Source organism: Geovibrio thiophilus (assembly GCF_004087915.1).
Lineage (GTDB): Bacteria > Chrysiogenota > Deferribacteres > Deferribacterales > Geovibrionaceae > Geovibrio > Geovibrio thiophilus.
Map to the genome: position 1 here is coordinate 1094878 of NZ_CP035108.1, position 26284 is coordinate 1121161.

Below are 26284 nucleotides of genomic sequence, written 5' to 3' on the forward strand. Positions count from 1 at the left end.
CCGCCTTTTTTTTCGCCTGACGGCGGTCTGACAGCTTCGGTGTTCCTTTGATTATAAGTTTCTGATTTTTTTTCATCTTTTAAGTCTGGCAGTATTTGTTGTCAAACTTACATTCTTTCTTCTTCGTAGCCTCAAGCCTCATTAACTTACGACTTTATGATTTCTGGCTTTCAATGTTATACAGAGCATAGCTTTTTACTTATATGAGCATGTAAAATTTGTGTCAAAAAATATATTTGCTCTTTTGTCTAAATGGTTTATACTTCCGATAACATATATAAAGCTGTTCTGTAAAACACTTAGACTCAAAACAGAACACAGCGGTCACTAATTAAACGGCGGGTATTTGGATGGGAACAGCAGTGAAGGCTGAAATTTCAAAGTTCGGCAGAAAGCTTGTTGAAAACGGACTTACAACTTCATTTTTCGGTAATATATCGGCTTATGAAAACGGTGTGCTCTATGCCACGAAAACAGGCTCAATGCTTGATGAGCTTGAAGATGATAATATTGTTGAGGTATATCTTGATAATGCCTGTCCCAATGACAAGCTGGCGACAACAGAACTCTGTGTTCACCGAAAAATAATTAAGGAAACAGGAGCAAAAAGGGTGATGCACGCCCATACTGTTTTCTCAATCTTAGCCGGGGACTTTTTTAAGGAAGCCGCGTGCTTCAGCGCTGCGGAGATTCTCCCGTTTCTTAAATACGTTCCTGTTGTTACAGGAAAAAGCGGTACGGATGAACTGGCTGAAAGCGTTGCGGAAGGGCTTACTATGAACAAAATTGTCATTGTGAAGGATCACGGGGTATTTGCCGTGGGTGACACGCTTAAAGAATGTTATGTATATATCTCCGGTCTGGAGTTTTATGCCAAAGCGCTTCTGATGAAAAAGCTTTTCATGAAGAACGGAATTATCTGAGATAGAACAGCAGGAAAAGGATGCCTAAAACAGTCAGTATGTTGATGAGCACACTGGCAAACCTGTCCTTTTCAGCCTTGTTTCTGAAAACCTCGTGCTCCTGTATGAGTCTGCCCTGATTTTTGATGGTTTCCTCAATCATGTAGCGTTCCCGCAGGAGTTCTCTTATGAACTTGCTGATGTCGATTTCGTCGACCTTTGAGCGGTTCATATGTTCATGGAGATTCATGCAGAGAACGGCTTCCATTGTCCCTTCATATGGCAGTCCGTTATTTTCCTTGAAATCAAATCCGAAATTTAAGAAGAAGTGTACGGCTTTTTTTCTCTCCTCTTCATCAGGAAGGAAGGATGAGGAAATATTGACTATGTCTACCATGTAGTTAGGGTATTTTACTATCATCCATCGGATGATCTCGTTAAGTGCGAAGGTTCCCACTCCCTTGTCTCTTATACTTGAACCAATCATCATTCTGGGACCTGCGGCGATGGTTACAGTTTCCCTGTTGGCGTCCGCTGTGGCTGTGAATCTGTTGGTTTTATCATCAAGAGGGGATGTTTTGGAAGGGTCTTCATCGGGCACACCGCTGAGGAGCTCGTCTTTTATAATCGGTGTAACATCCACACTGATGGTTTCCGAGTGACCATGCTTCTTTGTTCGTACATTTACCATGACGTAAGCAAATACACGGTCGCCTGCGCCGAGCTTTTGTTTAACTCTTATAAGTTTGATATTGTTCATTTTACCTACTTGCTGAAAAGTCTTTTCAATCTCCCCATGAGAGAAGCGTCTTCAATCACCAGCGGTATAATATGGCTTCTCAGGGCTGTGTTTTTCCTGATGTTGGGAACAACAACAGACACAGCGTTAAGATAGTGCATATCAAGACTGCTGTCCAGTCTTTGAGTGCTTATTCCGTTTTCCATCAGTTTTGATATGAAGTTACGGATGATAGCGTTAAGCACTGTGATGTTTTTAAGATTTTTAGCAAGTATATCCTGAATGCTCTGTTTTTTTGTGAGGAAATCCCTCATATTTTTGTCAGAAAGGTGTCTTCTGGCAAACGATCTGTATTTGCCGAGACTGTGACCCAGAACATGAACCATAAGCAGGTTGAAGTAGTGGATAAAGAAAATATACTTATACTCCGCAACAGGATCAGTCTGCAAAGAGCCTGAACCTATGGAAGGTCTTTCGGGCAAAACCGACAGGACATCCTCATTGATCCACACCCATAGAAGCTTGGAAAAATCATCCAGTTCCATGAGAACGTCTCCGTCAAGAATGTCAAAATTTTCGATTTCAAGGCTGGCTTTGTCCATTAACTACCTCATATAAAATCATATCCCCTCAAATGCGAGGGGATATGCGAAAGATAATTATACGTATAATAACGGAGAATGGAAGAAAATTAAAAAGGAGCATGCTGAGTTTCAGATAAAATTTATTGGCTTAACAGCACTTAGGAAAATGTTGAAGAGCTGCGTAAAGTCCTGTATAAAAAACTTATGGCAGAACTGATAAATGATTTCGATAAACTTTTTACTGTAAATACGAAAATTACTCTCATCGTTACAAACGGAGACTATGCGGGGAGTTATGATTCGAGAGTCGAGGATTTTGACCGTGACGGAAGCATACTTGCCGCAATGCCCTCCAGCGGAGGCATACCTGTTCCCCTCATCCCCGGGACAAAGGCGGAAGTGAGCTTCATGGGACCGGACAGCAGATACAGATTTGAGACCGCTGTTCTCGGGAGAGTTAAAACCGGATCAATATATTTACTCAAGCTGCGCAGACCCGAACAGCTTGAACGCAACCAGCTCAGGGATTTTTTCAGGGTTTCCACAAGGATAAAGGGGAGCATAGCTCTGTTTCATCCTTCTTCACCGGGTGAAAAAACAAGCGTGCCGTATGATTCCGCAGAGTGCACAATCGTCGATCTCTCCGGCGGAGGGTGCAGGCTTATCACTGAGGCGGAAACAGCTAAGGGGCAGCACGTGAGCGTGGATTTATCGGAGATGCTGGGAAAGGGGCAGGTTCTGCACGGCAAGGTGATACGCACAGTCCGCCTTGAGGGGAAGAATCAGATAAGCGTGGAGTTCTATTTTAAGAAAGAATCCGAGCGCAACCAGCTGATCAAATACGTTTTCAAACGTCAGATAGAGCTTAAGCAGATTAGGGGATAGCTTTTTTCAGTGCCGTACTGAGTTTGCGGAGCTGTTCCGCATTCAGCGCCTTAGGGCGTTTAAACAGTACTCTGGGTGGGTTATCAAACAGGCGCATGCGTATCCCGTCAAACTCGTCTCTCAGACCGTTCTCGGCGGTTTCCACAGCTCTCAGCCTGTCTTTTGTTATTATGCCGTTTATCCTTGTCGCCACGCAGGAATCGTTGGGGAATACGAAACCGTCAGCGATGAGCGGTGCTATTGTTTTGTGCACAAATTCCTTTCCCAGCTCGTTATCCAGCAGGGGAGAGACAATGCCGTATTCTATTAAGGCTGCCATTCCCGGACGGTACTCCTTGGTGTCTTCTATGTTCGTGCCGTCAAAGATATGCTCAATGCCTTTTTCTATGGCTGTTTCGGTGATGGACTTGAGAATCTCTCTCTTACAGACATAGCACCTGTTGGGCTTGTTTTCCAGAAACTCGTCAGTGATATTCAGCTTTTTTGAGACCCACTGCACACCCAGACGGGAGGCTGTTTTACGGGCGTTTTCCACCTGATACCAGAAGATGTGCGGAGATTCCATGGTAACGGCGACAACATTGTCCGCTCCGAGATACTCAGCCGCCAGCATTAGAACTGCCGTGCTGTCCGCGCCGCCGCTGAAGGCGACTATTGCTTTGCCGAACTTTTCAAAATACCGATTCAATAAAACCGCCGCCAAGCAGCACCTCGTCATCATATACCGCCGCGACCTGCCCCGGCGCGGGGGAAAACTGCGGTTCGTCAAAAAGCAGCACTGCCTTGTCTTCGGGGAGGATCTCAAGGGTGCATGGAGCTTCCGTCATTCTGTACCTTAGGCGGGCTTTCGCCCTGCGGATATAGCTGTCTGCGCCTGCAAAGACACAGTCTTTCAGCTTTACGCCCCGTTTTGCTGATTCTTCTTTGACACCCAGATGCACATCGCCCGTTTTCGGGTCTATGGAACTTACGTAAAGCGGCTCGTGATAGCCGATGCCCAATCCCTTTCTCTGTCCGACGGTGTAGAAGACTATGCCGTCATGCTGCTTCAGGGGTTTGCCGTCGAGTATGAAGTTTCCTTTCTTTATATCCTTATCCTTAAGCTTTGCACGAAGGTAATCCCTGTAGTCGCCGCCCATGAGGAAACAGACTTCCTGACTGTCTTTTTTATCCGCAACCGCAAGACCGTAGTTTTTTGCCAGTTCCCGCGTCCGGCTCTTTGTCATCTCTCCAAGAGGAAAGCGGACCACATCAAGCTGATAAGGCTCCATCAGACATAAATAATAGGACTGATCCTTATTTTTATCCAGCCCTTTTGCCACAAGCTTTCTGCCGCCGCGCTCAGCTATGCGGGCGTAGTGTCCGGAGATAAGCGCCGTGCAGCCCTCCGCCTTCATCTCTCTGTACAGGTAGTTGAATTTCGCCCCGTGGTTGCAGTGGCAGCAGGGGTTAGGGGTTTTGCCCAGCTTATATGTGCGGATGAAGTAGGATATGACATCCTCTCCGAAGAATTTGCGGCAGTCAGCGGCATACCACTTTATACCGAGCTGTTTTGCGCAGGCTTCGGCGTCCTCAAGGGCTTTTTCCTGCCCGTCAAAAAGATGCAGGGTGACTCCTGTCACATCGTAACCCTGTTCAAGCATAAGCATGGCGCAGGTCGTGCTGTCCACACCGCCGCTCATCGCCACCATTACTTTTTCTTTCATGTATTTTCCTTTCTTTACTTTTTTAATACGGGATGCTAGCACTTATTATGAACAGTATGTATTAAAAGGGATTTGATGAAAGTTTCAACTGTTATTTTCGATTTCGGCGGAGTGATAGCCGAGGAAGGCTGGGCAAAAGGGGTGAGGATAATCGCCGCAAAATGCGGTCATGAGCCTGAGAGCTTCTTTGAACTCTGTGTTCAGGCTATCCACGATACAGGCTTCTGCTTGGGTAAGGTTGACGAATACGGCTACTGGACTCATGTGAAGACACTGATCAACCTTCCTATGAGCGCCACGGAACTGAAAAATGAGATACTCCCCAGATTTGTTGTACGCCCGTATGTAATTGAAATGGCTGAAAATCTTGGCAGAAAATACAGGACAGCAATCTTAAGTGACCAGACTCACTGGCTGGACGAGCTGAACGAAAGAGACGGTTTTTTCAAGAGTTTTCAGCACGTTTTTAACTCCTATCATGACGGAAACAGCAAGCAGAGCCCCTCATATTTTACAGAAACATGTAATAAGCTGAACATTTTTCCGCAGGAAGCGGTGTTTATTGATGATAATAAGGGAAATATCGCCCGTGCGCTCGGCGTGGGGATGAATGCCGTACTGTATGAAACCTTTGAGCAGACGGCTGATGAACTGAAAAAATATGTGGAAATTTAGTACGGAGGTTGCTTATGTTCAGAATTTCTAAGGAAGACACGGCGCTTATAGTGATTGATGTTCAGGAAAAACTTATCCCCGCTATGGATCCCAAGGTTTACGAGCGTATCAGAAACAACATAATCAAGCTCATAAAAAGCTTTAAAATCATCGGATCCCCTGTTCTCGTCACTCAGCAGTACACCAAAGGGCTGGGCGGCACGGTTAAAGAAATCACAGAAGAGGCAGGGGAAGAATTTTTTGAGAAAGTAACCTTCTCGTGCTGCGGTGAAAAGGCTTTTATTGAGAGACTGAAAAATGAAGGCGTGAAAAACCTTATTCTCGTGGGTATGGAAACACACGTATGCGTTCTTCAGACCGCTGTTGACCTCATCGAAAACGGGTTCAACGTTCACGTTGTCGCGGATTCCGTATGCTCACGCGCCAAGTTCAACTGGGAAATAGGCTTAAGGTTTATGGAAAAGGCGGGAGCAGTTGTAACTGTTTCCGAAACTGTGCTTTTCCAGCTTTTGGGCGCTGCCGGAACACCGGAATTCAAGGAAGTTTCAAAGCTTATAAAATAATTACCGCATCATACTTCTTTTCCGCCGGAAAAAACTGTTTTCGGCGGGAAAGCTCTTTAATATCAATGATAAGATTTAATCTTTACATCCATTTCATGTTTTCTCTTTTCAAACTCTCTGATTTGGTAATAAAATAGGAAATGTCGAATATGGTTCTGATGTTTTTAATGTTTCTTGTGATGGTCTCATGGGGCGGTTCATGGATAAACGCCAAGGTTCTTGTGCGTTACGCCGCGCCGGAACAGTTGATCTTCTGGCGCTTCGCCCTGACCACTCTCACTCTTATTCCGGTGATGATTGTTCTCAGGGAGAGTTTCCGGTTTCGCAGAACAGGTTTTTTCGCTGCGCTTCTGGGTGCTGTTATTCTTTTGGTATATAACTTATTTTTCTTTATGGGACTCAATAAGGGGCTGGCGAGTATAGGCGGAGTACTGACGACAACGCTCATTCCTGCGGTTACTTATCTGATAAATAAGCTTATTTCCCGCGGCGAGTTTCTGGTGAAGGACATAATCGGGCTCTGCATAGGCGCAGTAGGGGCAGGGTTTATATTAAGAATATGGGAAATGGACTGGTACGCCCTGTTTCACAGCGGCAACGTTTTTTTCCTTCTCGCGGCAGTAACATGGGCTGTGCTCACTAACCTCAGCGCCAGAGTTAAGACCATTCTGTCTCCTATCGGGTTTAATTTTTATCTGTCATTGTTTACAACTATTTTCATCTTTGTTTATATGAAAGGCGATGTGGGCAGCATGGCTTCTTTTGACGGGTTGTTCTGGCTGAATCTCTTTCTGCTTGCGGCATTTGCCACCACATTCGGTTCTTCCGTGTATTTCATATGCGCTTCCAAGCTCGGCTCGGACAAGGCGAGCTCGTTTGTGTTTCTTGTACCTGTGAGCGCATTGATTTTCAGCATGGTTTTTTTGGGTGAGAAGGTTGCGTGGAGCACATTCACAGGCGGAGCAATCGCTCTCTGCGCAGTCTATCTGATCAATAAGAAAGCTAAAGCAACATAAGCTCCGGAAAACGGTTCGGACTGAGAATTAACTTAAAATTCTGCTGTAATATATGAGATTGCTTCACTAACGTTCGCAATGACAGTGGGCTGTGTCAGCAGAGCCGCAGGACGCGGGCTCAGCGATATAAATCAGTCACACCCGCACGTAGGGCTCAGTGTTCCGTCACAGCACAAGGCTCTGCCGTTTGAGCATCCGCATACTCCGCCGTGTTTGGAGCAGCAGCCTCTGCGTTCGTATTCTGCTGAATATGAATAGGATAAAAGTGTGGAATCAGACTGTGAAACCGATGTTATTGACATGCAATCTGTCGCCTGAGAAGAGAAAAACAGAAAAACGGCTAATAGAATATTCATAAAACACCTGCCTTGCTTTTAACTATACCATATTTTTGTTTTCATATGGTGTTTTCAGCAGACCTTGATTACTTTCGCTCCCGTAATACGCAGAAGCTCCTGCGGTGTAATTTTATAGATGGAATAAGGTGAACCTGCTGCCGACCAGATTTCAGCAAACTGTATAAGTGTTTCATCCAGAAAAACTATCGGTTCTTCCTTATGGGCGATTGCCGGAACGCCGCCTATGACGTAGCCTGTTTTATCTCTTACAAAGTCTGCGTCAGCTTTGTCGGGCTTTTCGCCGAGGTGATCACGTATCAGCTTGGTGTCCACTCTGTTTATTCCGCTGGTGATTACGAGAACTGCCTTGTCAGCCTTTTTTGCCCTGAAAACTATTGATTTTGCTATCTGAGCCAGCTCGCACCCTGCGGCGTCCGCCGCTTCCTGCGATGTTTTGGTCGACTGTGAAAATGTGAGAACTTCAGTATTTACACCTAGTTCCTTAAGTGCGTTGGTCACTTTTGCCACGCTGTCCTGCGGTTTTTTCATGTTATGCCTTCGTTGTTTTTGATTTTATTTATCATATAACCTCAAATTGAGAAATAGTTAAGTACTTATTCAGTTATCACTGAAAATTTAATATCCACAAAATCCATATTTGTTATTGACTTTATAATTTATCTATAATATCTATCGATCCACAGGATAATAGGAGGGCGAACATGAAAAATGTCACAGGGAAACTTTTAACAGTCTTTATCTTAACAATTATTCCTTTGAGCCTGTTTGCGAAAGAGGTAACGCTTCTGAATGTTTCGTACGACCCGACAAGGGAATTTTATGAAGAGTACAACTCAGCGTTCGCAAAATACTGGCTGGATAAGACGGGGGACAAAGTAACTGTCAGGCAGTCGCACGGCGGTTCCGGCAAGCAGGCACGCTCTGTCATCGACGGGCTTGAGGCGGATGTGGTAACTCTCGCACTGGCTTATGATGTGGATGCTCTGCATGAGAAAGCAAACCTTATTCCTGCGGACTGGCAGAAACGCTTTAAGCAGAACAGCTCTCCGTACACCTCCACAATTGTTTTCCTCGTGAGAGCAGGCAACCCCAAAAATATTAAAGACTGGAATGACCTCACTAAACCCGGAGTTTCCGTTATTACTCCGAACCCGAAAACTTCCGGCGGCGCCAGATGGAACTACCTTGCCGCATGGGCTTACGCACTGAAGCATAACAACGGCAGCGAAGCGAAAGCGGCGGAATTTCTTTCAGCTCTTTTCAAAAATGTTCCCGTGCTGGATTCCGGTGCGAGAGGAGCAACAATAACCTTTGTCGAGAGAGGTATAGGCGATGTTTTCATATCATGGGAGAACGAGGCTTTCCTTGCGGTGAATAAGCTCGGCAAGGGCAAGTTCGAGATAGTTGTTCCTTCGCTGAGCATACTTGCGGAGCCTCCTGTAGCTGTGGTGGATAAGGTTGTGGATAAGCGGGGAACACTGGAAACAGCAAACGCCTATCTGGAATACCTCTACACACCGCAGGCGCAGGAGCTTGCCGGTAAACACTACTACCGCCCGAGGGATCCGAAAGTCCTTGAAAAATACGGTAATGTATTTGTGAAAACCGAGCTTGTCACCATTGATGATGTCTTCGGCGGATGGCAGAAGGCGCAGACCGCCCATTTCAGTGACGGCGGCACGTTCGACAAAATCTACAAAAGATAAGACTCCGCAATACGGAATAAAATCTGCCTCAGGGGGGAGGGGGATTTTTCTCAGAACTGAGATAATCCCTCTTAATTTTTTTACGGAGCGGCTATGAACAAAAACAATGTAATACCCGGATTCGGGCTGTCACTGGGCTATACTCTGCTTTTTCTCAGCCTTATTGTGATCATTCCGCTTTCCACAATCATAATATCTGTTACATCAATGTCTTTCGGTGAATTTGCCGCAGTAGTGACAGACGCACGATCTCTTGCGTCCTACAAGGTGACGCTGCTTACGTCTTTTTTTGCCGCTTCTGCAAACCTTATCATAGGCTTTATCACCGCTTGGGTGCTGACAAGATACGAGTTTCCGGGCAAATCGCTGCTCAATGCTTTTGTGGATCTTCCGTTTGCGCTGCCTACTGCCGTTGCAGGGGTGACTCTTACCGCTCTTTATGCGGAAAACGGGTGGCTGGGCGCAATTCCGGCGAAGTTTGGGACAAAGGTCGTTTTCAACTCGTGGGGAATAACCCTTGCCCTGATCTTTGTCACCTTCCCTTTTGTGGTGCGCAGTGTGCAGCCGGCTCTGGAAGAGCTTGAGAAAGAGCTTGAAGAAGCTGCCGCCAGTCTGGGAGCCGCAAGGTTTCAGACTGTAAGGCGGATTATACTGCCTATCATTTCTCCTTCACTGATCACAGGTTTTTCCCTTGCGTTTGCAAGAGGGCTGGGGGAATACGGCTCAGTTATTTTTATCTCCGGCAATATGCCGTTTCAGACTGAGATAACTCCGCTGCTGATAGTCACCAAACTTGAGCAGTACAATTACGCTGAGGCGAATGCCCTTGCTCTTGTCACTCTGCTTACCGCTTTTGCCGTGCTGTTTGCTCTTGGCATTCTCAAGAAGCTTATAAGGAGGATTCCCGCATGAGTCAGGCAGTCAAAAGAAACGGCAGTGCCCTCACAGAGCCGGCATTCGTACGCTATACCCTTATCGGCTTTGTGTTTCTGATGTTCGTGCTTCTGCTGTTCACACCTCTGGTTTTCATATTTGCCACGGCTTTCAGAGACGGGTGGGATGTCTATGTCAGGTCAGTTACAGAGCCCAATGCTCTTGCTGCTGTTAAGCTTACGCTTGTTGCCGCTGTTTCGGCCGTGGTCTTTAACCTTATTTTCGGTATCGCCGCCGCATGGGCGGTTACAAAGTTCCGTTTCAAAGGGAAGAATTTCCTCACGGCTCTTATCGATCTGCCTTTTTCGGTCTCGCCTGTTATAGCGGGTCTTGTGTTCATTCTCCTGCTCGGCAACCACGGTCCTTTGGGCAGATGGCTGATAGCCAATGACTTTAAGGTTATTTTTGCTGTGCCGGGGATAATACTGGCAACAGTTTTTGTAACCTTTCCGTTCATAGCCCGTGAGCTTATTTCGCTTATGCAGGAGCAGGGAACGGAAGAAGAGGAAGCAGCCATACTTCTCGGTGCTTCCGGCTGGAAAACCTTTCTGCGGATAACCCTGCCTAACATCAAAATAGGTCTTTTTTACGGAATTGTGCTTTGCAGCGCCAGAGCCATAGGCGAGTTCGGCGCTGTTTCTGTTGTTTCCGGACACATAAGGGGAATGACAAACACAGTGCCTCTTCATATCGAGATTCTTTACAACGAGTATCAGTTTACGGCTGCTTTTGCAGTTTCCACAATTCTGGCGTCCACGGCGGTTATCACGCTGACCGCGAAACGGGTGCTGGAAAATATCAGCGAGAGGAAAAGAGCGGTGAAACATGAAAATAACCATTGATAAACTGAACAAATTTTACGGCGGTTATCATGCCCTTACAGATCTTGACCTTGAGATAGCAAGCGGCGAGCTGATCGCTCTTCTGGGACCTTCCGGTTCGGGGAAAACCACGCTTCTGCGCACAATAGCAGGGCTGGAAAGCTTTGAAAGCGGCAAAATCTATTTCGGCGAAGAGGATACTTCCGCTCAGCCGCTGGGAAGAAGGGGCATAGGTTTTGTATTCCAGCACTATGCGCTGTTTAAGCACATGAAGGTGTTTGACAATGTGGCGTTCGGTCTCACATGTAAACCGAAAAAAAGCCGCCCCGCCAAGGAGGAGATCAGGAGAAAGGTACGGAATCTCCTTAAGCTTGTTCAGCTTGAGCACTATGCGGACAGATTTCCGTCAGAACTTTCCGGCGGGCAGAGGCAGAGGGTCGCACTCGCCAGAGCGCTTGCTGTGGAGCCCGGAGTTCTGCTGCTGGATGAACCGTTCGGCGCTCTGGATGCCAAGGTTCGCAAGGAACTTCGCAAGTGGCTGAGAAGGCTCCATGACGAACTGCATATAACCAGTATATTCGTGACCCATGATCAGGAGGAGGCGCTTGAGGTGGCGGACAGAATCGTGATCATGCACAAAGGGCGCATAGAACAGACCGGCATGCCGGAAGAGGTTTATGATAAGCCCGCAAACAGCTTTGTTTACAGCTTTCTGGGCAATGTGAACCTGTTCCACGGAAGACTTGTAAACGGACGCATGCAGTTTGAGAACACCTCCGTGGATGAATCAGATAAGGAACTTGACGTTAAGGACGCGGCGCTGTTTGTCCGCCCTCATGATGTGCAGGTTCTCCCCGCGGATTCGCCGGAGGGCATCAGCGCAAAGGTTTCGTTCATGCGCCAGAGGGGTTCGGTCGTAAACATAGAACTTTATGCTGATGAAGGCGGAGGCAGGTACATAGACGCCGAAATCTCAAAGGACGCATCCGATCTTCTTGGATTGAAGGTCGGTGAAAATGTGAAGCTCAGGTTTAAAAATACAAAAATCTACACCAAGGATGAGGAGGCGTACAGCTATGTCATATAAAACGCTTCTGAGCCGCTGGCGTGAGGAGGAAACACTCGGTGCGCTTAAATTTTTCTCCGGCGTGTTTGAAGGACGCCATACTCTGGCGTTCAGTCATCAGGTCGAAGATGTGGTTCTGCTTGACCTGATGAAAAGAGCAGGGTGCACGCCGAGGGTCTTCACCATCTCCACCGGAAAGCTTTTTCCCGAATCAGAAGCTATGAACAGTGATGTTGAGGAGTTTTTCGGAATCCGGCTTGATGTTATCAGACCGCAGGCGGCTGAAGTGCGGAGAATGACGGAGGAGCACGGCGAAGATCTTTTTTACAGAAGTGCCGAACTGCGGAGGCTTTGCTGCCGTGTGCGTAAGGTTGTTCCGCTGAATGCTTATCTGAAAGATTTTTCCCTTTGGTTTACAGGTCTTCGCAGGGAGCAGTCGCCAACCAGAACTGATATTGATGTTCTGGAATATGACGAATTATCAGGAATATATAAAGCCAGCCCTCTCTTGGCTTGGAAAACGGAGCAGGTCATGGAATATGCGGCGAAACACAGGCTGCCTCATAACCCGCTCTATGCAAAGGGCTTCCTCAGCATAGGCTGTGAGCCTTGCACAAGACCCGCATCAGATCCCGCGGACATAAGAAGCGGCAGATGGTGGTGGGAATCGCCGGAACATAAGGAATGCGGTCTGCATCTGAAAAAATAGTCTTATTCATAAATTATTTTAAGAAATATACGAGGTAGAAATGGATCATCTGCAAAAACTGGAAGCGCACAGTGTGTACATACTCAGGGAGGCTTACAGAGAGTTCAAGAGCCTTTCCATGCTGTGGTCTATAGGAAAGGACAGCACTGTTCTTCTCTGGCTTACAAGGAAAGCATTTTTCGGGCATGTACCCTTTCCGCTTATTCATATAGACACTGCGTATAAAGTGCCGGAAATGATAACTTACCGCAACGAGCTCTGCCTGAAATACCACATAAATCTCATTGTGGGGCAGAACACGGAGGCCCTTGCAAATAATGAAACCTTTCTCGGCGGACTGGATAGGCTTGCCTGCTGCAAAAGGCTCAAGACAGAAGCCCTTGTGAATACCCTTTCCGGTGCGTGGGAGCGGCAAAGGCTTGATTTTGAAACAGGCGCGCTTGTGCCGGATAAATCAAGAGAGGTTTTCACCGGAGTGATAGCCGGAGTGAGGGCGGATGAGGAAGGAAGCCGCTCCAAGGAGCGCGTGTTTTCCGCAAGGGATGAAAAGAGCGAGTGGGACACCGCAAGCCAGCCGCCTGAGCTCTGGAACCAGTATAAAACCGAATTTGCGCCCGGAACCCATGTCCGCATACATCCGCTTTTGGATTGGACTGAGCTGAACATCTGGGAATACATAGAACGGGAAAAGATACCGGTAATCCCCCTGTACTTTAACCACGGGGACGGCAGAAGATACCGCTCTCTCGGCTGCTGGCCCTGCACAAAGCCTGTTGAGTCGGACGCGCGAACAGTCAGTGAGATCATTGATGAGCTGAAAAGCGGCAAATTCAGGAATATAGCCGAGCGTTCCGGCAGGGAGCAGGACAAGGAGGGGGGCGGAACCCTCGAAGCACTGAGAAAGGACGGGTATATGTAATGAAAAGGATGAATATTGTCATAACAGGTCATGTTGACCACGGAAAAAGCACGCTGACGGGCAGACTCCTTGCCGATACCGGCAGCCTGCCCGAAGGTAAGCTGGAGGCGGTGAAGGCAATGTGCGCCGGCAATTCCCGCCCGTTTGAATATGCCTTCCTGCTTGATGCCTTGGCTGATGAGCAGAAGCAGGGGATCACCATAGATTCAGCCAGAGTGTTTTTCAAAAGCCTCATGCGGGAATATATCATAATCGATGCTCCGGGGCACATAGAGTTTCTTAAAAATATGCTCAGCGGAGCTTCCAGAGCGTCCGCAGCAGTGCTGATAATAGACGCGAAGGAAGGGATAGCCGAGAACTCCAAGCGCCACGGTCTTCTGCTTTCGCTTCTGGGAATAAGGCAGGTTGCTGTTGTGGTGAACAAGATGGATCTGGTGAACTACAGCAGGGATGTCTTTGAAGGCATCTGTCGTGACTACGGTCTGTTTCTGGCAGAACTCGGCGTACAGCCCCAGCATTTTATACCTGTTGCGGCGAGGGAGGGAGTGAACCTCATTTCAAATTCCGTCAGCACACCATGGTACACCGGCAAAAGCGTTTTGGAGGCTCTGGACGGTTTTGACGATGAGCAGTCACTTGAGGACAAACCCTTTTCCATGTCATTGCAGGACGTTTATAAATTTACGGAAAACAATGATGAACGAAGGATTTTCGCAGGTACACCCTCCTCCGGCAGAATCAGCGCAGGGGACAGGGTGGATTTTCTCCCCTCCGGTAAAACCAGCGTGATCAGCACCGTTGAAGGCTTCAATACCGAACAGAGATTCAGCGCAGGGGCAGGTGAGGCAGCGGGCTTCACCCTTGAAACTCAGGTTTACGTAAAGCCCGGGGAAGTTATGGTGAAGGAGGGGGACGAAAGCATCAAGGTATCCGACAGATTCAGGGCAAATATTTTCTGGCTAGGTTCAAGACCCTTTGAAACGGGCAAAGAATATAAACTGAAAATAGGTTGCGCCAAAGTATCTGGCACTATAGAGAAAATAGAAAAGCTTATTGACGCCCAGAGTCTTGAGAAGGAGACGGACAGGAAAGGGATCAGACGGCACGAGGCTGCGACCCTGCTCCTTAAAACATCAGCGCCCATAGCATTTGATACATTTGATGCCAATGAGCCTTTGGGAAGATTTGTGATTATAGATGACTACAACATAGCAGGTGGGGGAATAATCCTTGACGCCCTTGAAAAGTCATCGGTGAAGAGAATCGGGGTATACTCCAATCAGGAAATAGAACTCAACAGGTTCATAAGAAAGCATTATCCGCACTGGGAATGCAGAAGCATAGAAGAGTAAGGGGAGGAACACTGTGGATTTGTACAGACTTCCCGAAGGTTACTATGAAGTTATAGACAGCTTTGAGGTCGTTTTGCGCAGTTGGCTGAGCGGCGGAACGGATATGGATGAGTTCCGGAAAACCTGCGCAGGTTTCGGAATTTACGAGCAGAAACAGCAGGGAACGTTCATGCAGAGGATACGTCTTGCAGGGGGAATAATCGATGCGTCTCTGCTGGGTTCACTGATCAGCCTTGCGGAAGAGTATGCGGGCGGTTTTCTGCATATAACCACGAGGCAGAATGTCCAGCTTCATGATGTCGCACCTGAGAATCTGGGAAAATTACAGCGCAGGCTGGCGGATCTCTCGCTGCTGACAAAAACCGCGGGGGGGAACTGCGTCCGTAATGTACTGATTGATCCTCTTTCCGGCGTTTCGGCGGATGACGTTTTCGATGTTTCACCCTACGGGCTGGAGCTTTCCAACCGACTGCCGGAGTATCCTGTCTTTACCGCCCTGCCGCGGAAGTTCAAGATTGCCCTTTCATCCTCAAGAGAGGACAGGGCTCTGTGCGCGATAGCGGATCTGGGACTGATCGCTGTTAAAAGGAAAGGGCGCCGCGGCTTTTCTGTCTGCACAGGCGGGGGACTCGGTGCAAAATCCATGACCGGAGACAGGCTGCTGGATTTCATTCCCGCTTCGGATATTCTTATTGCGGCGCTTGCTTTCGGCGAGCTTTTTGCGGAATACGGGCAGGGGGTTCCCCGATCTCAGGCGAGGCTGCGCTTCCTCATAGAAAGGACGGGCAGGGATGAGTTTTTTAAGATACTCAAGACAAAACTGAAAAAATTCTCAGATGATAAATCACTGAAAATAAAGCGCAGAAGCTTCAGCTATGCTCGTGAAACGAATAACTGGGTGTTTGAAGACTCAAAATGGACTGATCTCTTTGTCACTCCGCAAAGGCAGACAGGGCGTTACACAGTAAAAATTCCACTGTTTTTCGGGCAGGTTTCAGCAGATACGGCGGCACTGGTGATCGCCTTCTGCAAAAAATATCCGAAAACCGAAATCCGTTTCACACAGACGCAGAACATTCTGCTGCGTGGTGTGAGTGCGGCAATTCTTCGAGAAGCAAAAGGGCTTGCTTTCGGGATCAGCAGTCTTGCCGGAGCGAACGGTTTTTTGAGTGATATAAAAACCTGCGTGGGCACAGATTTTTGCAGGCTTTCCGCCGCTTCTTCATCCGGTCTGCTTAAGGGGATAACTGATGCGGTAACGGCGGATAAGGAACTCAGCGGTTTTGAAGACGCGCGTATAGGGATCTCAGGCTGTGTCAACGGCTGCGGACATACTGCTCTGGCTGATTTGGGGTTCGGCGGCAAGGCAGGAAAGGATAAATCGGGCGAAAGGGCGGACTGGTTCCGCATCTTCATCGGCGGTTCACTGAAAGGCATAGGTATAGATATCGGCGAGCTTCCGGCAGTGAATATTCCTGCTTTTACGGTAGATGTGCTGAAAAAATATAAGGCTTCCGGGGCTGTTTCTTTCGGTGATTTTCTCGCTGACGGCGGAAGGAGTGAGGCAGAGACATTGTTGAAAGAATATTTGTGATGACTTCAAGCAGGCTCATATCAGGAGATAATATAAAAAAAGCCCGTCTCTCTAGAGAGACGGGCTTTGCTATTTGTACAGGGATAGAAAATCAGAACTCAGTGTCCAGAAGCATTTTTCTGATGTTCATTATTGCTTCTGTGGGGTTGAGTTCTTTGGGGCATGCCTCTACACAGTTGTAGATAGTGTGGCATCTCCATACGCCGTGCTTATCGTTGAGGATAGGCAGACGCTCCTCAGCTCCTTCGTCCCTTGAGTCAGCGAGGTATCTCCATGCTCTGAGGAAGGCGTTGGGTCCGAGGTATTTTTTGTCAGCCCAGTATGAGGGGCATGAGGATGAGCAGCATCCGCAGGCAATACACTCATACAGACCGTCAAGCTTCTTCCTGTCTTCCGGAGACTGGTAGATTTCCTTGTCGGGATTGGGCGATTTTCTTATGAGGTAAGGCTTAACAGTGATGAATTTCGTGAAGAAATCATCAACGTCAACCACGAGGTCTCTCATAACGTTCATGCCGGGAAGCGGCTGAATCACTATGTGATCGCTGCCGAGGTCTTCAACCTTTGTCATGCACGAGAGCATGTTCACGCCGTTAACGTTGATACCGTCAGAACCGCAAACACCTTCACGGCATGATCTGCGGTATGTCAGCGTGGGATCAAGCTCCCATTTGATCTGGTTAAGAGCGTCAAGCATGAGGTAGCCGGGGCGTCTCAGTTCGACATCGTATGTTTTGTAGTACGCTTCCTTGTCCTTGTCGGGATCGTACCTGAATATTTCGAATGTAACCTTCTTCATTATCTCAGACCTCCCGATTAATATACTCTGGCTTTAGGCGGGAACGGTTCAACAGTAAGCGGCTGCATGCGCACTTTTCTGTAGTCCACTCTCGGGGTTTTGCCGTCTTCTTCAAGGTACACTTCTGTGTGTTTGAGGAAGTTCGCGTCGTCTCTGTCGGGGTAGTCGTCCCTATAGTGACCGCCTCTGGATTCTTTTCTTGCAAGAGCAGCCTTGGTAGCCGCTTTGGCAACGAGAATCATGTTGTTAAGCTCAAGAGCCTCTATGAGGTCGAGGTTGTAAACGGATGATTTGTCCACAACTCTGAAGTCGTCCATTTTTGCTTCAAGCTTGTCAAGAACCTCAAGCGCTTCAACCATGAGTTCTTCTGTTCTGAAAACACCCACGTTGGTCTGCATGATTCTTGTGAGTTCTTCCCATACGGGTCCGAAGGTGTTGGTTCCGTTGGCGTTGGCGAACTTGTTAAGAGTAGCGAGACCTTCTTTTCCTGCGTCTTCAACGAGTTCGACAAAGGGGTTTTCCTGAGCGAATTTTGCCGCCTGCTCGCCTGCCGTACGTCCGAAAACTACGAGGTCAAGCAGAGAGTTGGTTCCAAGCCTGTTTGCGCCGTGCACGGAAGCGGAAGCGCATTCGCCCGCGGCGAAGAAGCCGGGTACGTATTCTTCGCCGTCCATGTTGCCTTTAATAACCTGAGTGAGGTAGCCAGTGGGGATACCGCCGTTCTGGTAGTGGGCAGTGGGTACAACGGGGATGGGTTCTTTCGTACAGTCAGCGCCGGCGAAAACGAGTGAAAGCTCATGGATGCCGGGAAGCTTCTCAAGGATAGCTTCGATACCGATGTGGTCGATCTTGAGGAGGATATGATCGGCTTTGGGACCGACGCCGCGTCCGTCAAGGATCTCTTTCATCATGGAGCGTGAAACTATGTCTCTGGGAGCAAGGTCTTTAATGGTGGGCGCATAACGCTCCATGAAACGCTCGCCGTCTTTATTGAGGAGGATTCCGCCCTCACCGCGCACGCCTTCTGTGATGAGGTTGCCCGCACCGTAGATGCCTGTGGGGTGGAACTGGAAGAACTCAGCGTCAGACCAGCTGAAGCCTTTTCTCATGGCGAGAGCGAGACCGTCGCCCGTGTTTATGTGTGCGTTTGAGTTTGTCTGGTAGATACGGCAGTTACCGCCTGTGGCGAAGACAATCGCTTTGGCGTGGAAAATGTGGAACTCGCCGTTCTGAATGTCGTAGCAGAGAACGCCGTTTACAGTACCGTTGTTTACGAGAAGCTCAAGTGCATAGAACTCACTGTAGAAGTGTGTTCCCTGTTCAACAGATTTCTCATAGAGGTTCTGCAACATGGCGTGACCTGTTCTGTCTGCTGCGTAACATGCTCTTTTAACGGGTCTTTTACCGAACTCGGCAGTGTGTCCGCCGAAGGGTCTCTGTGCTATTTTTCCGTCCGGGGTACGGCTGAAAGGCAGACCGATGTGCTCAAGAGCGATGATCATTTCGGGTGCTCTTCTTGTCATATATTCGGCTGCGTCCTGATCGGCAAGATAGTCGCTGCCTTTAACAGTATCGAACATGTGCCAGTGCCAGTGGTCTTCCTCAAGGTTGCCGAGGGAAGCGGATATGCCGCCCTGAGCGGAGATCGTGTGGCTTCTTGTGGGGTAAACTTCCGAAACAACGGCAGTTTTTACATGCTGTGACGCAACCTGAGCTGCATTGAGCCCTGCGCCGCCGGCACCCACGACAACCACGTCGAACTTATGATATTCAACTTTAACAGACATAGGTAATACCTCTTGAAATTTTTAAATCAGATGACTTTGATCGCCAGAACCGCAAGAGTGATTCCGAATATCCAGTATGCGCCGAGGATTATCCCTCTCCAGCCCGCGCTTGAGACGTAATCATCGGTAATCATCTTAAATCCGTTGAAAGTGTGGAAAAGACCGAAGGCGATAACAGGTGCGAGAACGACCTGCATCATGCCGTATTCTCCGCCCTTCATCATGGAGAAGAAGTGCATAAGAACAACAAGGATGAGTATTACGCCGGAGATTCTCTGCATAAGCCACGCAAAGGTTCCGGTGTTGCTTGATCCCATAAATTTGTAATTGTTCATCAGTTTTCCTCCTTAGCTGAAGATCGGAATCGCGCCGATCACGGTTATGACGATGGTTATAAAAACCACTGCCATGAAGTATTTGGAGAAGTTTTCCCTGTGGGCGCCTGCTCCGAACTCCATAAGGACTATCCTCACTCCGTTAAAAGCGTGAAACGAGAAGCTCACGAGGAACAGAGCTTTCACAACTGCGGCGCCGGTAACTGATGAAAGAGCTGAAACAGTTCCGGAAACGCCGAGAATGTGCATAATAAGGTAAGCACCGATTATAACCCCAGTTATACGGTGCAGCAGCCATGCGACCATTCCGGTGTGCTTGCGGTACCCGGTTTTCTTCGGGTAGGTAACAAGGTCTTTCCTTGGCATTGTACACTCCTGTCGTAGTTATTAAAACAAACGATGTTAAATTATTCCAAAAAATAACTATCATAAATAGGGCACCATGTCAAACCATATTGTATATTGTATACATTCCGCGCCCGCAACGGACTGTGTGTTTGGAAAATTTAAAGGCGCTTTGTTTTAAAAAGATAAAAATAAACCGTGTTATAAAACTAGTTGTAAAGTATGATAACAGCGGGCTCCGGTTATGAACGTGGGACGCAAAAACCCTGTTTCAGAGGCTCGGCGCTTTTTGTCCGGTTTCTGATGTTAGCAGAATGAACAGGAAAATAAATATTAAGGAAATAACGGAAATAAAAATCATTAAGAAATTTTTCCATATCTGAGCCTAAAAAAATATACGGGGAAAGCATAACTTTCCCCGTATTGTTTATACGTTGAAAGCTTCCACCTGTGAATCCAGATCAGCTGCCTGCCTTTGCAGGTCGCTTACGGTGTTTGCGACTTCTGCAATCGCCAAGGCGCTTTCTTCAAGTCCCTTGGCGGCAACCTGTATATTATGGTTAATAGACTGAATGGTCATTGCCTGTTCATTTACCGCCGCTCCGATCAGGCTGTTGGCATGTCCGGCGTCGTTTACGCTGTCGATCACTTCCTCAAAAACGCTGCCCATTTCTTCAGCGGCATGAGTGCCTTTCTCAACGCTTTTTGCTGCAATTTGCATATTATTCGATGCTTCGTCCGTTTCCTTTGCCAGTCTTGATATGATCGAATCCACCTGATTTATCGCAAGCTGAGTTTTTTCGGCAAGTTTACGTACCTCGTCCGCAACCACCGCAAAGCCCCGACCGGCTTCTCCCGCTCTGGCTGCCTCAATTGCCGCATTGAGCGCAAGGAGGTTTGTCTGGTCTGCTATGTCATTAATTACATTCAGTATATTACTTATTTCACGTGAAGATTCAGTGAGACCTGTTATTGTGTCTGAAAGTTTAATTGTTTCCTTTTGAATGGATTCGTTGGATACAAGCAGCTCTTTCAGCCTTCCCTGTCCTTTTTCCACGCTTTCTATCGCGTGGTTGTTTTTCTCCAGTGCTGTGCGGAGATTTTCAAGAACCTCCTGTGAAGAAGAGGACATCTCCTCCATGGCTCCCGCCGCGCTGTTCATCTGCTCATTCTGTGATTCAAAGGTGGATGAAAGCTCTTCGGCGGCTGCGGAAAGCTCACTGCTTGCGGCAGCCACGCTTGCGGCGCTTAACTTAACCATTTTCATCGTTTCGGATGTTTTCTTCGTCAGCATGTTCTGAACATTGATGATTGATGTTATTTCGCAGCCTGTTCCCGTACCCCCCGCGTTCTGCGAAATCGCCGCAAAATGGAGAAGTTTATCCGTTGTTTTCCTGAGAGAATCTATAAGCTTTCTGACATTTATGATCAAAGTCAAAGTAAAAGCCGCCACTATAAGCGATATGAGAATAATGAGTGATATGTTCATGAGAGAGTTGCGTTTTGACTCACCTGCTATATGTTCCTCGATATTTTTCCGGCTTTCATCCATCGCGTCTTCCAGCGTGTGGGCACTGCTTCTCATTACTCCCATCAGCCCTGTTTCAGGCGTCAGACCAAGCTTTGTTTCCGCCTGCACCAGCTCCAGAAAATTATTTCTGTATGACTCTGCCAGCCGCACAAATTTTTCATCATTAATACCGTTTTTTTCAGCGGCACCTAGCAGCCTGTTATAAGTTAAGTCAAATTCTTCGCTGTAGATCAGTTCCTTTCTTTGCAGAAAGTTCTTTTCATTCTGCCGCAGCGTTAAGAGTATATTCTGAGTTTCGGAGGATGCTTTGACGGCAGGCAGGTTTTCTATCTCTTGCGATGAGCTCAGCAGGCTCCCCTGCAAGCCTTCATCTTCTTTCAGTCCGATTTTTTGTTTAAGAGCAACAATTTCATCAAAAGATTTTTCATAGGCATTCAGAGACTGCCCGAATGATCGAACAGAATCATCGCCTGACGTATCTTTAAGCCTATCCTGCAGCGTGCGGGTTTTTCCTATTTCTGTTTTAAACTTGTCCACATTCCCCATGCTTTCTCTGGCGAGAAAATCTTTTTCGTGCCTGCGTAATTCCAGTGCGCTGATGTTGGTCTCCAGCAGGGTCCGTTCTTCAGAAAAAAGAAATTCTGATTTGCTTATATACACTCGGGTGCTGATGAAAATAAGTATAAAGCCTGTTATTGCTATGATTCCCAAACCGGTAATTTTCTGTTTAAGTGATAGACCTTTAATCATGCTTTTCTCCTTGCTCCGCTATTTGTGTTGCAGACACAGGCACAGATTGAGTCTTTGTGTGTATAAAGTAATTGTATACTTAACTCTTGGGATTTCAAATGATCTTGAGTCTGATTTTGTTTTCAGTGCAGAAATTATAGGGTTATAATTAATTATAAGGAGGATTTATGAGCTTTGATATAAACAGTCAGGAGATGTCTTTTCTTTTGGAGATCGCGAGAAACGCCATCAAGTCTTCTCTGGATAAAAGCCCGTTCATAATTCCTCCGGTTCCCGAAGGGTTGAATTTTAAAAGCGGATGCTTCGTTACGCTTTATCTGAACGGCAGGCTCAGGGGCTGCATAGGCAATTTCAGAAATGATATGAATATAGTAAAGAACATCGCCGACATGGCTGTTCAGGCGGCGCTTAAGGATCCCCGCTTTCCGCCCGTCTCTCAGGGGGAGTTTGATGCGCTGGAGTTTGAAATATCCGTCCTTTCCCCTATGATTCCCATAAAATCCGTTGAAGAAGCCGAAGTCGGGCGGGACGGGCTTTATGTAGTGAAAGGCTTTAACTGCGGCGTTCTGCTTCCGCAGGTCGCGACCGAATACGGTTGGGACAAGTACGAGTTCATTTCCCACACCTGCGCCAAGGCAGGGCTTTCCTTTGACGCGTGGAAAACCGATGATATAGAGCTTTACCGCTTTGAGGCGGTTGTTTTCGGCGAAAAATCCGTTTAACACATCATTATCTTGAAGAAATCCATGAAATATGATTATATACGTATTTCCTTTTTCCGTTGTGGTATCTGTTTTTTTCACATCGGCGGAAGGCTGTAGGCGGCAAACCGACAGGAGCATGTTCTTCACCGGCTATGGAGGTAAAAATGTCAAGTTTGGTAGGAAATTACGGACGGTATGATGTTGCGTTCGTGAAGGGGAACGGCTGCTTCCTTTATGATGAAGCGGGCAGAGAGTACCTTGATTTCGGCTGCGGAATCAGTGTAGTGAGTCTCGGGCACTGCAACCCGACAGTTACTGAAGCGATAAAGCGACAGGCGGAAACCCTTATCCACACCTCCAACCTTTACCGAAATCCCGAGCAGGAGAGGCTGGGCGAACGTCTCAGCAGGCTTTCATTCGGCGGGAAGGTGTTCTTCTGCAACTCCGGAGCGGAGGCGAACGAAGCCGCGCTGAAAATGGCGAGAATTTACGGCAATAAGAAATACGACGGACTGCGCTATAAGATCGTGACGATGAAAAACTCATTTCACGGCAGAACATACGCAACACTCTCCGCCACAGGTCAGGAGAAGATACATAAGGGTTTCGAGCCCATTGCGGACTGGTTTATCCATGTTCCGTTCAATGACTTTGACGCCGTGGACAAGGCATGTTCAAAAGGTGATGTTGTAGCCGTGATCCTTGAGCCCGTGCAGGGCGAGGGCGGGGTATGCTCCGTTGAGAAGGGGTACCTTGAGCGTCTGCGTGCCTACTGCGATAAAAAGGATATTCTGCTTATCTTTGATGAGATACAGACATCCATGGGCAGAATGGGGCATATCTTCGGATATGAGCATTTCGGCGTTAAGCCCGACATACTCACGACAGCGAAGGCTCTCGGAAACGGAGTGCCCATAGGCGCTGTCATAGCCAAACCCGAATGTGCCGACTACTTTGTTCCCGGAACCCACGGAACCACCTTCGGCGGAAATTTTCTCGCCTGCGCCGCAGGGAATGCGGTGCTTGACGTGCTTACGGCGGAAGGCTTTCTCGCCTCCGTGCGGGAGAAGGGCGTTTACTTCAAGGAGAGGCTTAAGGCTGTCTTCGGCTCAAAGGCAGTTGAGGTGCGCGGAACAGGGCTTATGATAGGTGTTCAGTTTCATGAAAAATCCGCCGACTTCGTGAGGGAGTGCATGGCAGAGGGTCTGCTGGTTATCCCTGCCGGAATGGAAACGGTGAGGATCTACCCGCCCGTTAATATAGACAGAGAAAATCTTGACAAGGGTCTTGCTATTATCGAAAAAGTCCTTGCGGGAGGTAAATTTTGAAAAAAGACTTTCTTACGCTGAGTGACTGGAGTTCCGAAGACCTTAAAAGACTCGTTGATGATGCCATCAGGCTGAAAAAAGAGAGAAAAGAGGGCAAAAAGCATCACCTTCTCGAAGGGAAGAAGATTGCCCTCATATTTGAAAAATCCTCAACCCGTACCCGTGTCTCATTTGAGGCAGGTATGTACGAGCTGGGCGGCTATCCTCTTTTCCTCAGCCGTAACGATATACAGATAGGGCGCGGCGAAAGCATAAAGGACACTGCGCGCAACCTTTCCAGATATGTTGACGGAATAATGATCAGAACTTTTGAGCACTCAAAGCTTCTGGAGCTTGCGAAATACGCCTCCGTCCCTGTCATCAACGGACTCACGGACGATTTTCACCCGTGTCAGGTGCTTGCGGATGTCATGACTGTTTATGAGCTTTTCGGCACATATAAGGTGAAGGTCGCTTACGTGGGCGACGGAAACAATATGGCGAACTCATGGCTTTACGGAGCCGCTAAGTTCGGAGTAGACTTCTCGGTCGCCACTCCCGAAGGCTATGAATGCCTCCCCGCCGCAGTGGAAGGGGCAAGGAAAATTGCCGAAACTACTGGCGCTAAGATAGAAACTCTGCGTGATCCCTTTGAGGCTGTAAAGGGCGCTGATGTGATCTATACTGATGTGTGGGCAAGCATGGGACAGGAAGAGCAGGCGGAGCACCGCAAGGGGATCTTCGCTGAGTATCAGGTTAATGACAGGCTCATAAAAGCCACAGGGAAAAAGACTTACTTCATGCACTGCCTTCCGGCGCACCTCGGCGAAGAGGTCACGGAGGAAGTGTTTGAGTCAGATATATCCGTGGTGTTTGATGAGGCGGAAAACAGACTTCATGCCCAGAAAGCCGTTATGGTTGAGCTGATGGGCGGTAATAAATAAATTTAAACGCATACTCTTGCGGAGGATAATAACATGAGCAGAGAAAAAATCGTTCTTGCCTATTCCGGCGGTCTGGATACTTCTGTAATTCTCAAATGGCTTCAGCTTAAAGGCTATGATGTGGTGGCGTATGTCGCCGATCTCGGTCAGATAAGCGATGTGGCACCCATAAAGGAAAAGGCGCTGAGCTCCGGCGCTGTGGACTTCCACTGCCTTGATCTTAAAGAAGAATTTGTAAAGGACTATGTTTTTACTTCAATAAAATTCAATGCTCTGTACGAAGGACGCTACCTTCTCGGAACATCACTCGCCAGACCCATTATAGCCAAAGGCATGGTGGATGTTGCTCATAAAACAGGGGCTAAGTTCCTCTCTCACGGCGCCACAGGCAAAGGAAACGATCAGGTTCGCTTCGAGCTTTCCGCAGCGGCTCTTGACCCTTCGCTCACTACAATCACCCCTTGGAGAATCCCCGAATTCTTCAACAAAATAAAAGGACGTCAGGAAGCAATGGACTTCGCTCAGGAGCACGGCATACCCGTTAAGGCGACAAAAAGCCAGCCTTGGAGCAGCGATGACAACCTCATGCACATCAGCTTTGAAGCGGGCATACTTGAGGATCCGGCGGCAAGACCTCCTAAAGAGATGTTTGAATACTCTGTTGACCCCAAGGACGCCCCTGACAAAGCCGAAGCTGTAGAGATCGAGTTTGAGAAAGGCACAGTCGTTAAGCTCAACGGAAAGTCTCTCAGCCCCGCTAATATGCTTGTTGAGCTTAATAAAATCGGCGGCAGGCACGGTATCGGACGTGTGGACATGGTGGAAAGCAGATATGTGGGCATGAAATCCAGAGGCGTTTATGAAACACCCGGCGGAACAATCCTCATGGCTGCTCACAGAGACCTTGAGGCGCTCACGCTGGACGGCGCTGTTATCAACCTTAAGGAAACTCTCATGCCCCGCTTCGCGAGCCTTGTTTACAACGGCTACTGGTTCTCAAGCGAGATGGACTGCCTTAAGGCGCTCCTTGAAAAATCTCAGGAATATGTGACAGGCACTGTCCGCCTTGAACTCTATAAAGGCAATGTAATCTGCATAGGCAGGGAATCGAAATACTCCATGTACAACATGATGGTTGTCTCCATGGATGACGATAAAGGCGCATACGACCAGACAGACGCCGCAGGCTTCATCAAGCTTCATTCTCTTCCCCTCCGTGCGCACGCCGCAAGAGCGAAGAAGTAAGGGGTAAA

General features: G+C 47.9%; 28 protein-coding genes. 17 read left to right on the forward strand and 11 right to left on the reverse strand.

Features of this window, described 5'->3' with window-relative positions; translation table 11 throughout:
- The first annotated feature begins 350 nt into the window (after window positions 1-350).
- Window positions 351-923: a class II aldolase/adducin family protein gene (locus EP073_RS05145; RefSeq protein ID WP_128466093.1), complete on the forward strand. Its 573-nt coding sequence runs from the start codon at window positions 351-353 to the stop codon at window positions 921-923.
- On the opposite strand, the gene EP073_RS05150 is transcribed toward EP073_RS05145, so the two are convergent.
- Window positions 916-1662, reverse strand: coding sequence for a hypothetical protein (locus EP073_RS05150; protein ID WP_128466094.1), 747 nt, complete (start codon window positions 1660-1662; stop codon window positions 916-918). The genes EP073_RS05145 and EP073_RS05150 overlap by 8 nt on opposite strands.
- 5 nt (window positions 1663-1667) lie before the next feature.
- Window positions 1668-2243 (reverse strand): hypothetical protein, encoded by a 576-nt coding sequence (locus tag EP073_RS05155; protein ID WP_128466095.1) that lies wholly within the window; start codon window positions 2241-2243, stop codon window positions 1668-1670.
- A 186-nt stretch (window positions 2244-2429) separates the two neighbouring features.
- On the opposite strand from EP073_RS05155, the gene EP073_RS05160 reads away from it, so the two are divergent.
- Window positions 2430-3110, forward strand: a complete 681-nt coding sequence (locus EP073_RS05160; RefSeq protein ID WP_128466096.1) for a flagellar brake protein — start codon at window positions 2430-2432, stop codon at window positions 3108-3110.
- Here the strand turns inward: EP073_RS05160 and larE are convergent.
- Together larE and mnmA are read right to left on the reverse strand one after the other, a co-directional pair.
- Window positions 3100-3798: an ATP-dependent sacrificial sulfur transferase LarE gene (gene larE, locus EP073_RS05165; RefSeq protein WP_164885278.1), complete on the reverse strand. Its 699-nt coding sequence runs from the start codon at window positions 3796-3798 to the stop codon at window positions 3100-3102. The two genes, EP073_RS05160 and larE, sit on opposite strands and share 11 nt — an antisense overlap.
- A complete protein-coding gene (gene mnmA, locus EP073_RS05170) occupies window positions 3782-4816 on the reverse strand; it encodes a tRNA 2-thiouridine(34) synthase MnmA (RefSeq protein WP_128466098.1) in 1035 nt (344 codons plus the stop codon). Before mnmA ends, larE begins: the two co-directional genes overlap by 17 nt.
- A 75-nt stretch (window positions 4817-4891) precedes the next feature.
- On the opposite strand from mnmA, the gene EP073_RS05175 reads away from it, so the two are divergent.
- The 3 genes from EP073_RS05175 (at window position 4892) to EP073_RS05185 (ending at window position 7070) form a co-directional block, all read left to right on the forward strand.
- A complete protein-coding gene (locus EP073_RS05175; protein ID WP_128466099.1) occupies window positions 4892-5491 on the forward strand; it encodes an HAD-IA family hydrolase in 600 nt (199 codons plus the stop codon).
- Window positions 5492-5505: 14 nt separating this feature from the next.
- Window positions 5506-6054, forward strand: coding sequence for a hydrolase (locus EP073_RS05180; RefSeq protein WP_128466100.1), 549 nt, complete (start codon window positions 5506-5508; stop codon window positions 6052-6054).
- A 167-nt stretch (window positions 6055-6221) separates the two neighbouring features.
- Entirely contained in the window at window positions 6222-7070 is an 849-nt protein-coding gene (locus tag EP073_RS05185; protein WP_164885279.1) for a DMT family transporter, read from the forward strand.
- Window positions 7071-7201: 131 nt separating this feature from the next.
- On the opposite strand, the gene EP073_RS13825 is transcribed toward EP073_RS05185, so the two are convergent.
- Window positions 7202-7372, reverse strand: coding sequence for a hypothetical protein (locus EP073_RS13825; RefSeq protein WP_164885280.1), 171 nt, complete (start codon window positions 7370-7372; stop codon window positions 7202-7204).
- Window positions 7373-7480: 108 nt separating this feature from the next.
- The gene (locus tag EP073_RS05190; protein WP_128466102.1) at window positions 7481-7957 is read right to left on the reverse strand and encodes a YbaK/EbsC family protein; all 477 of its coding nucleotides are present in this window, start codon (window positions 7955-7957) and stop codon (window positions 7481-7483) included.
- Window positions 7958-8130: 173 nt separating this feature from the next.
- Between EP073_RS05190 and EP073_RS05195 the strand changes: the two genes are divergently transcribed.
- From EP073_RS05195 to EP073_RS05230, 8 genes are all read left to right on the forward strand, one after another.
- Entirely contained in the window at window positions 8131-9135 is a 1005-nt protein-coding gene (locus tag EP073_RS05195) for a sulfate ABC transporter substrate-binding protein (protein WP_128466103.1), read from the forward strand.
- Window positions 9136-9228: 93 nt separating this feature from the next.
- Window positions 9229-10047, forward strand: coding sequence for a sulfate ABC transporter permease subunit CysT (cysT, locus tag EP073_RS05200; RefSeq protein WP_128466104.1), 819 nt, complete (start codon window positions 9229-9231; stop codon window positions 10045-10047).
- Window positions 10044-10910, forward strand: coding sequence for a sulfate ABC transporter permease subunit CysW (gene cysW / locus EP073_RS05205; RefSeq protein WP_128466105.1), 867 nt, complete (start codon window positions 10044-10046; stop codon window positions 10908-10910). Before cysT ends, cysW begins: the two co-directional genes overlap by 4 nt.
- The gene (locus EP073_RS05210; protein WP_128466106.1) at window positions 10894-11976 is read left to right on the forward strand and encodes a sulfate/molybdate ABC transporter ATP-binding protein; all 1083 of its coding nucleotides are present in this window, start codon (window positions 10894-10896) and stop codon (window positions 11974-11976) included. Before cysW ends, EP073_RS05210 begins: the two co-directional genes overlap by 17 nt.
- A complete protein-coding gene (locus tag EP073_RS05215) occupies window positions 11966-12664 on the forward strand; it encodes a phosphoadenylyl-sulfate reductase (protein WP_128466107.1) in 699 nt (232 codons plus the stop codon). The genes EP073_RS05210 and EP073_RS05215 overlap by 11 nt, the downstream gene beginning before the upstream one ends.
- A 40-nt stretch (window positions 12665-12704) precedes the next feature.
- The gene (cysD, locus tag EP073_RS05220; protein ID WP_128466108.1) at window positions 12705-13583 is read left to right on the forward strand and encodes a sulfate adenylyltransferase subunit CysD; all 879 of its coding nucleotides are present in this window, start codon (window positions 12705-12707) and stop codon (window positions 13581-13583) included.
- Window positions 13583-14935, forward strand: a complete 1353-nt coding sequence (locus EP073_RS05225; protein WP_128466109.1) for a sulfate adenylyltransferase subunit 1 — start codon at window positions 13583-13585, stop codon at window positions 14933-14935. Before cysD ends, EP073_RS05225 begins: the two co-directional genes overlap by 1 nt.
- A 13-nt stretch (window positions 14936-14948) precedes the next feature.
- Window positions 14949-16529 carry a nitrite/sulfite reductase gene (locus EP073_RS05230; RefSeq protein ID WP_128466110.1) on the forward strand — a complete coding sequence of 527 codons (1581 nt, stop codon included), beginning with the start codon at window positions 14949-14951 and terminating at the stop codon, window positions 16527-16529.
- Window positions 16530-16620: 91 nt separating this feature from the next.
- Here the strand turns inward: EP073_RS05230 and EP073_RS05235 are convergent, their stop codons facing one another.
- The 5 genes from EP073_RS05235 to EP073_RS05255 form a co-directional block, all read right to left on the reverse strand.
- Complete coding sequence (locus EP073_RS05235) at window positions 16621-17328, reverse strand: succinate dehydrogenase iron-sulfur subunit (RefSeq protein WP_128466111.1); 708 nt, start codon at window positions 17326-17328, stop codon at window positions 16621-16623.
- Between the two features lie 17 nt (window positions 17329-17345).
- Window positions 17346-19115 carry a succinate dehydrogenase flavoprotein subunit gene (gene sdhA / locus EP073_RS05240; RefSeq protein ID WP_128466112.1) on the reverse strand — a complete coding sequence of 590 codons (1770 nt, stop codon included), beginning with the start codon at window positions 19113-19115 and terminating at the stop codon, window positions 17346-17348.
- Between the two features lie 26 nt (window positions 19116-19141).
- Window positions 19142-19450, reverse strand: a complete 309-nt coding sequence (locus tag EP073_RS05245; RefSeq protein ID WP_128466113.1) for a succinate dehydrogenase, hydrophobic membrane anchor protein — start codon at window positions 19448-19450, stop codon at window positions 19142-19144.
- 12 nt (window positions 19451-19462) lie between these two features.
- Window positions 19463-19816, reverse strand: a complete 354-nt coding sequence (locus EP073_RS05250; RefSeq protein ID WP_128466114.1) for a succinate dehydrogenase, cytochrome b556 subunit — start codon at window positions 19814-19816, stop codon at window positions 19463-19465.
- 406 nt (window positions 19817-20222) lie between these two features.
- On the reverse strand, window positions 20223-22076 hold the full coding sequence (locus EP073_RS05255; protein ID WP_128466115.1) for a methyl-accepting chemotaxis protein: 1854 nt from the start codon (window positions 22074-22076) through the stop codon (window positions 20223-20225).
- Window positions 22077-22243: 167 nt separating this feature from the next.
- Between EP073_RS05255 and amrA the strand changes: the two genes are divergently transcribed.
- From amrA to EP073_RS05275, 4 genes are all read left to right on the forward strand, one after another.
- The gene (gene amrA / locus EP073_RS05260; RefSeq protein ID WP_128466116.1) at window positions 22244-22798 is read left to right on the forward strand and encodes an AmmeMemoRadiSam system protein A; all 555 of its coding nucleotides are present in this window, start codon (window positions 22244-22246) and stop codon (window positions 22796-22798) included.
- Between the two features lie 146 nt (window positions 22799-22944).
- Window positions 22945-24108: an aspartate aminotransferase family protein gene (locus tag EP073_RS05265; protein ID WP_128466117.1), complete on the forward strand. Its 1164-nt coding sequence runs from the start codon at window positions 22945-22947 to the stop codon at window positions 24106-24108.
- Window positions 24105-25031: an ornithine carbamoyltransferase gene (argF, locus tag EP073_RS05270; RefSeq protein ID WP_128466118.1), complete on the forward strand. Its 927-nt coding sequence runs from the start codon at window positions 24105-24107 to the stop codon at window positions 25029-25031. The genes EP073_RS05265 and argF overlap by 4 nt, the downstream gene beginning before the upstream one ends.
- A 33-nt stretch (window positions 25032-25064) precedes the next feature.
- Window positions 25065-26276, forward strand: coding sequence for an argininosuccinate synthase (locus EP073_RS05275; RefSeq protein WP_128466119.1), 1212 nt, complete (start codon window positions 25065-25067; stop codon window positions 26274-26276).
- Window positions 26277-26284 lie beyond the last annotated feature (8 nt).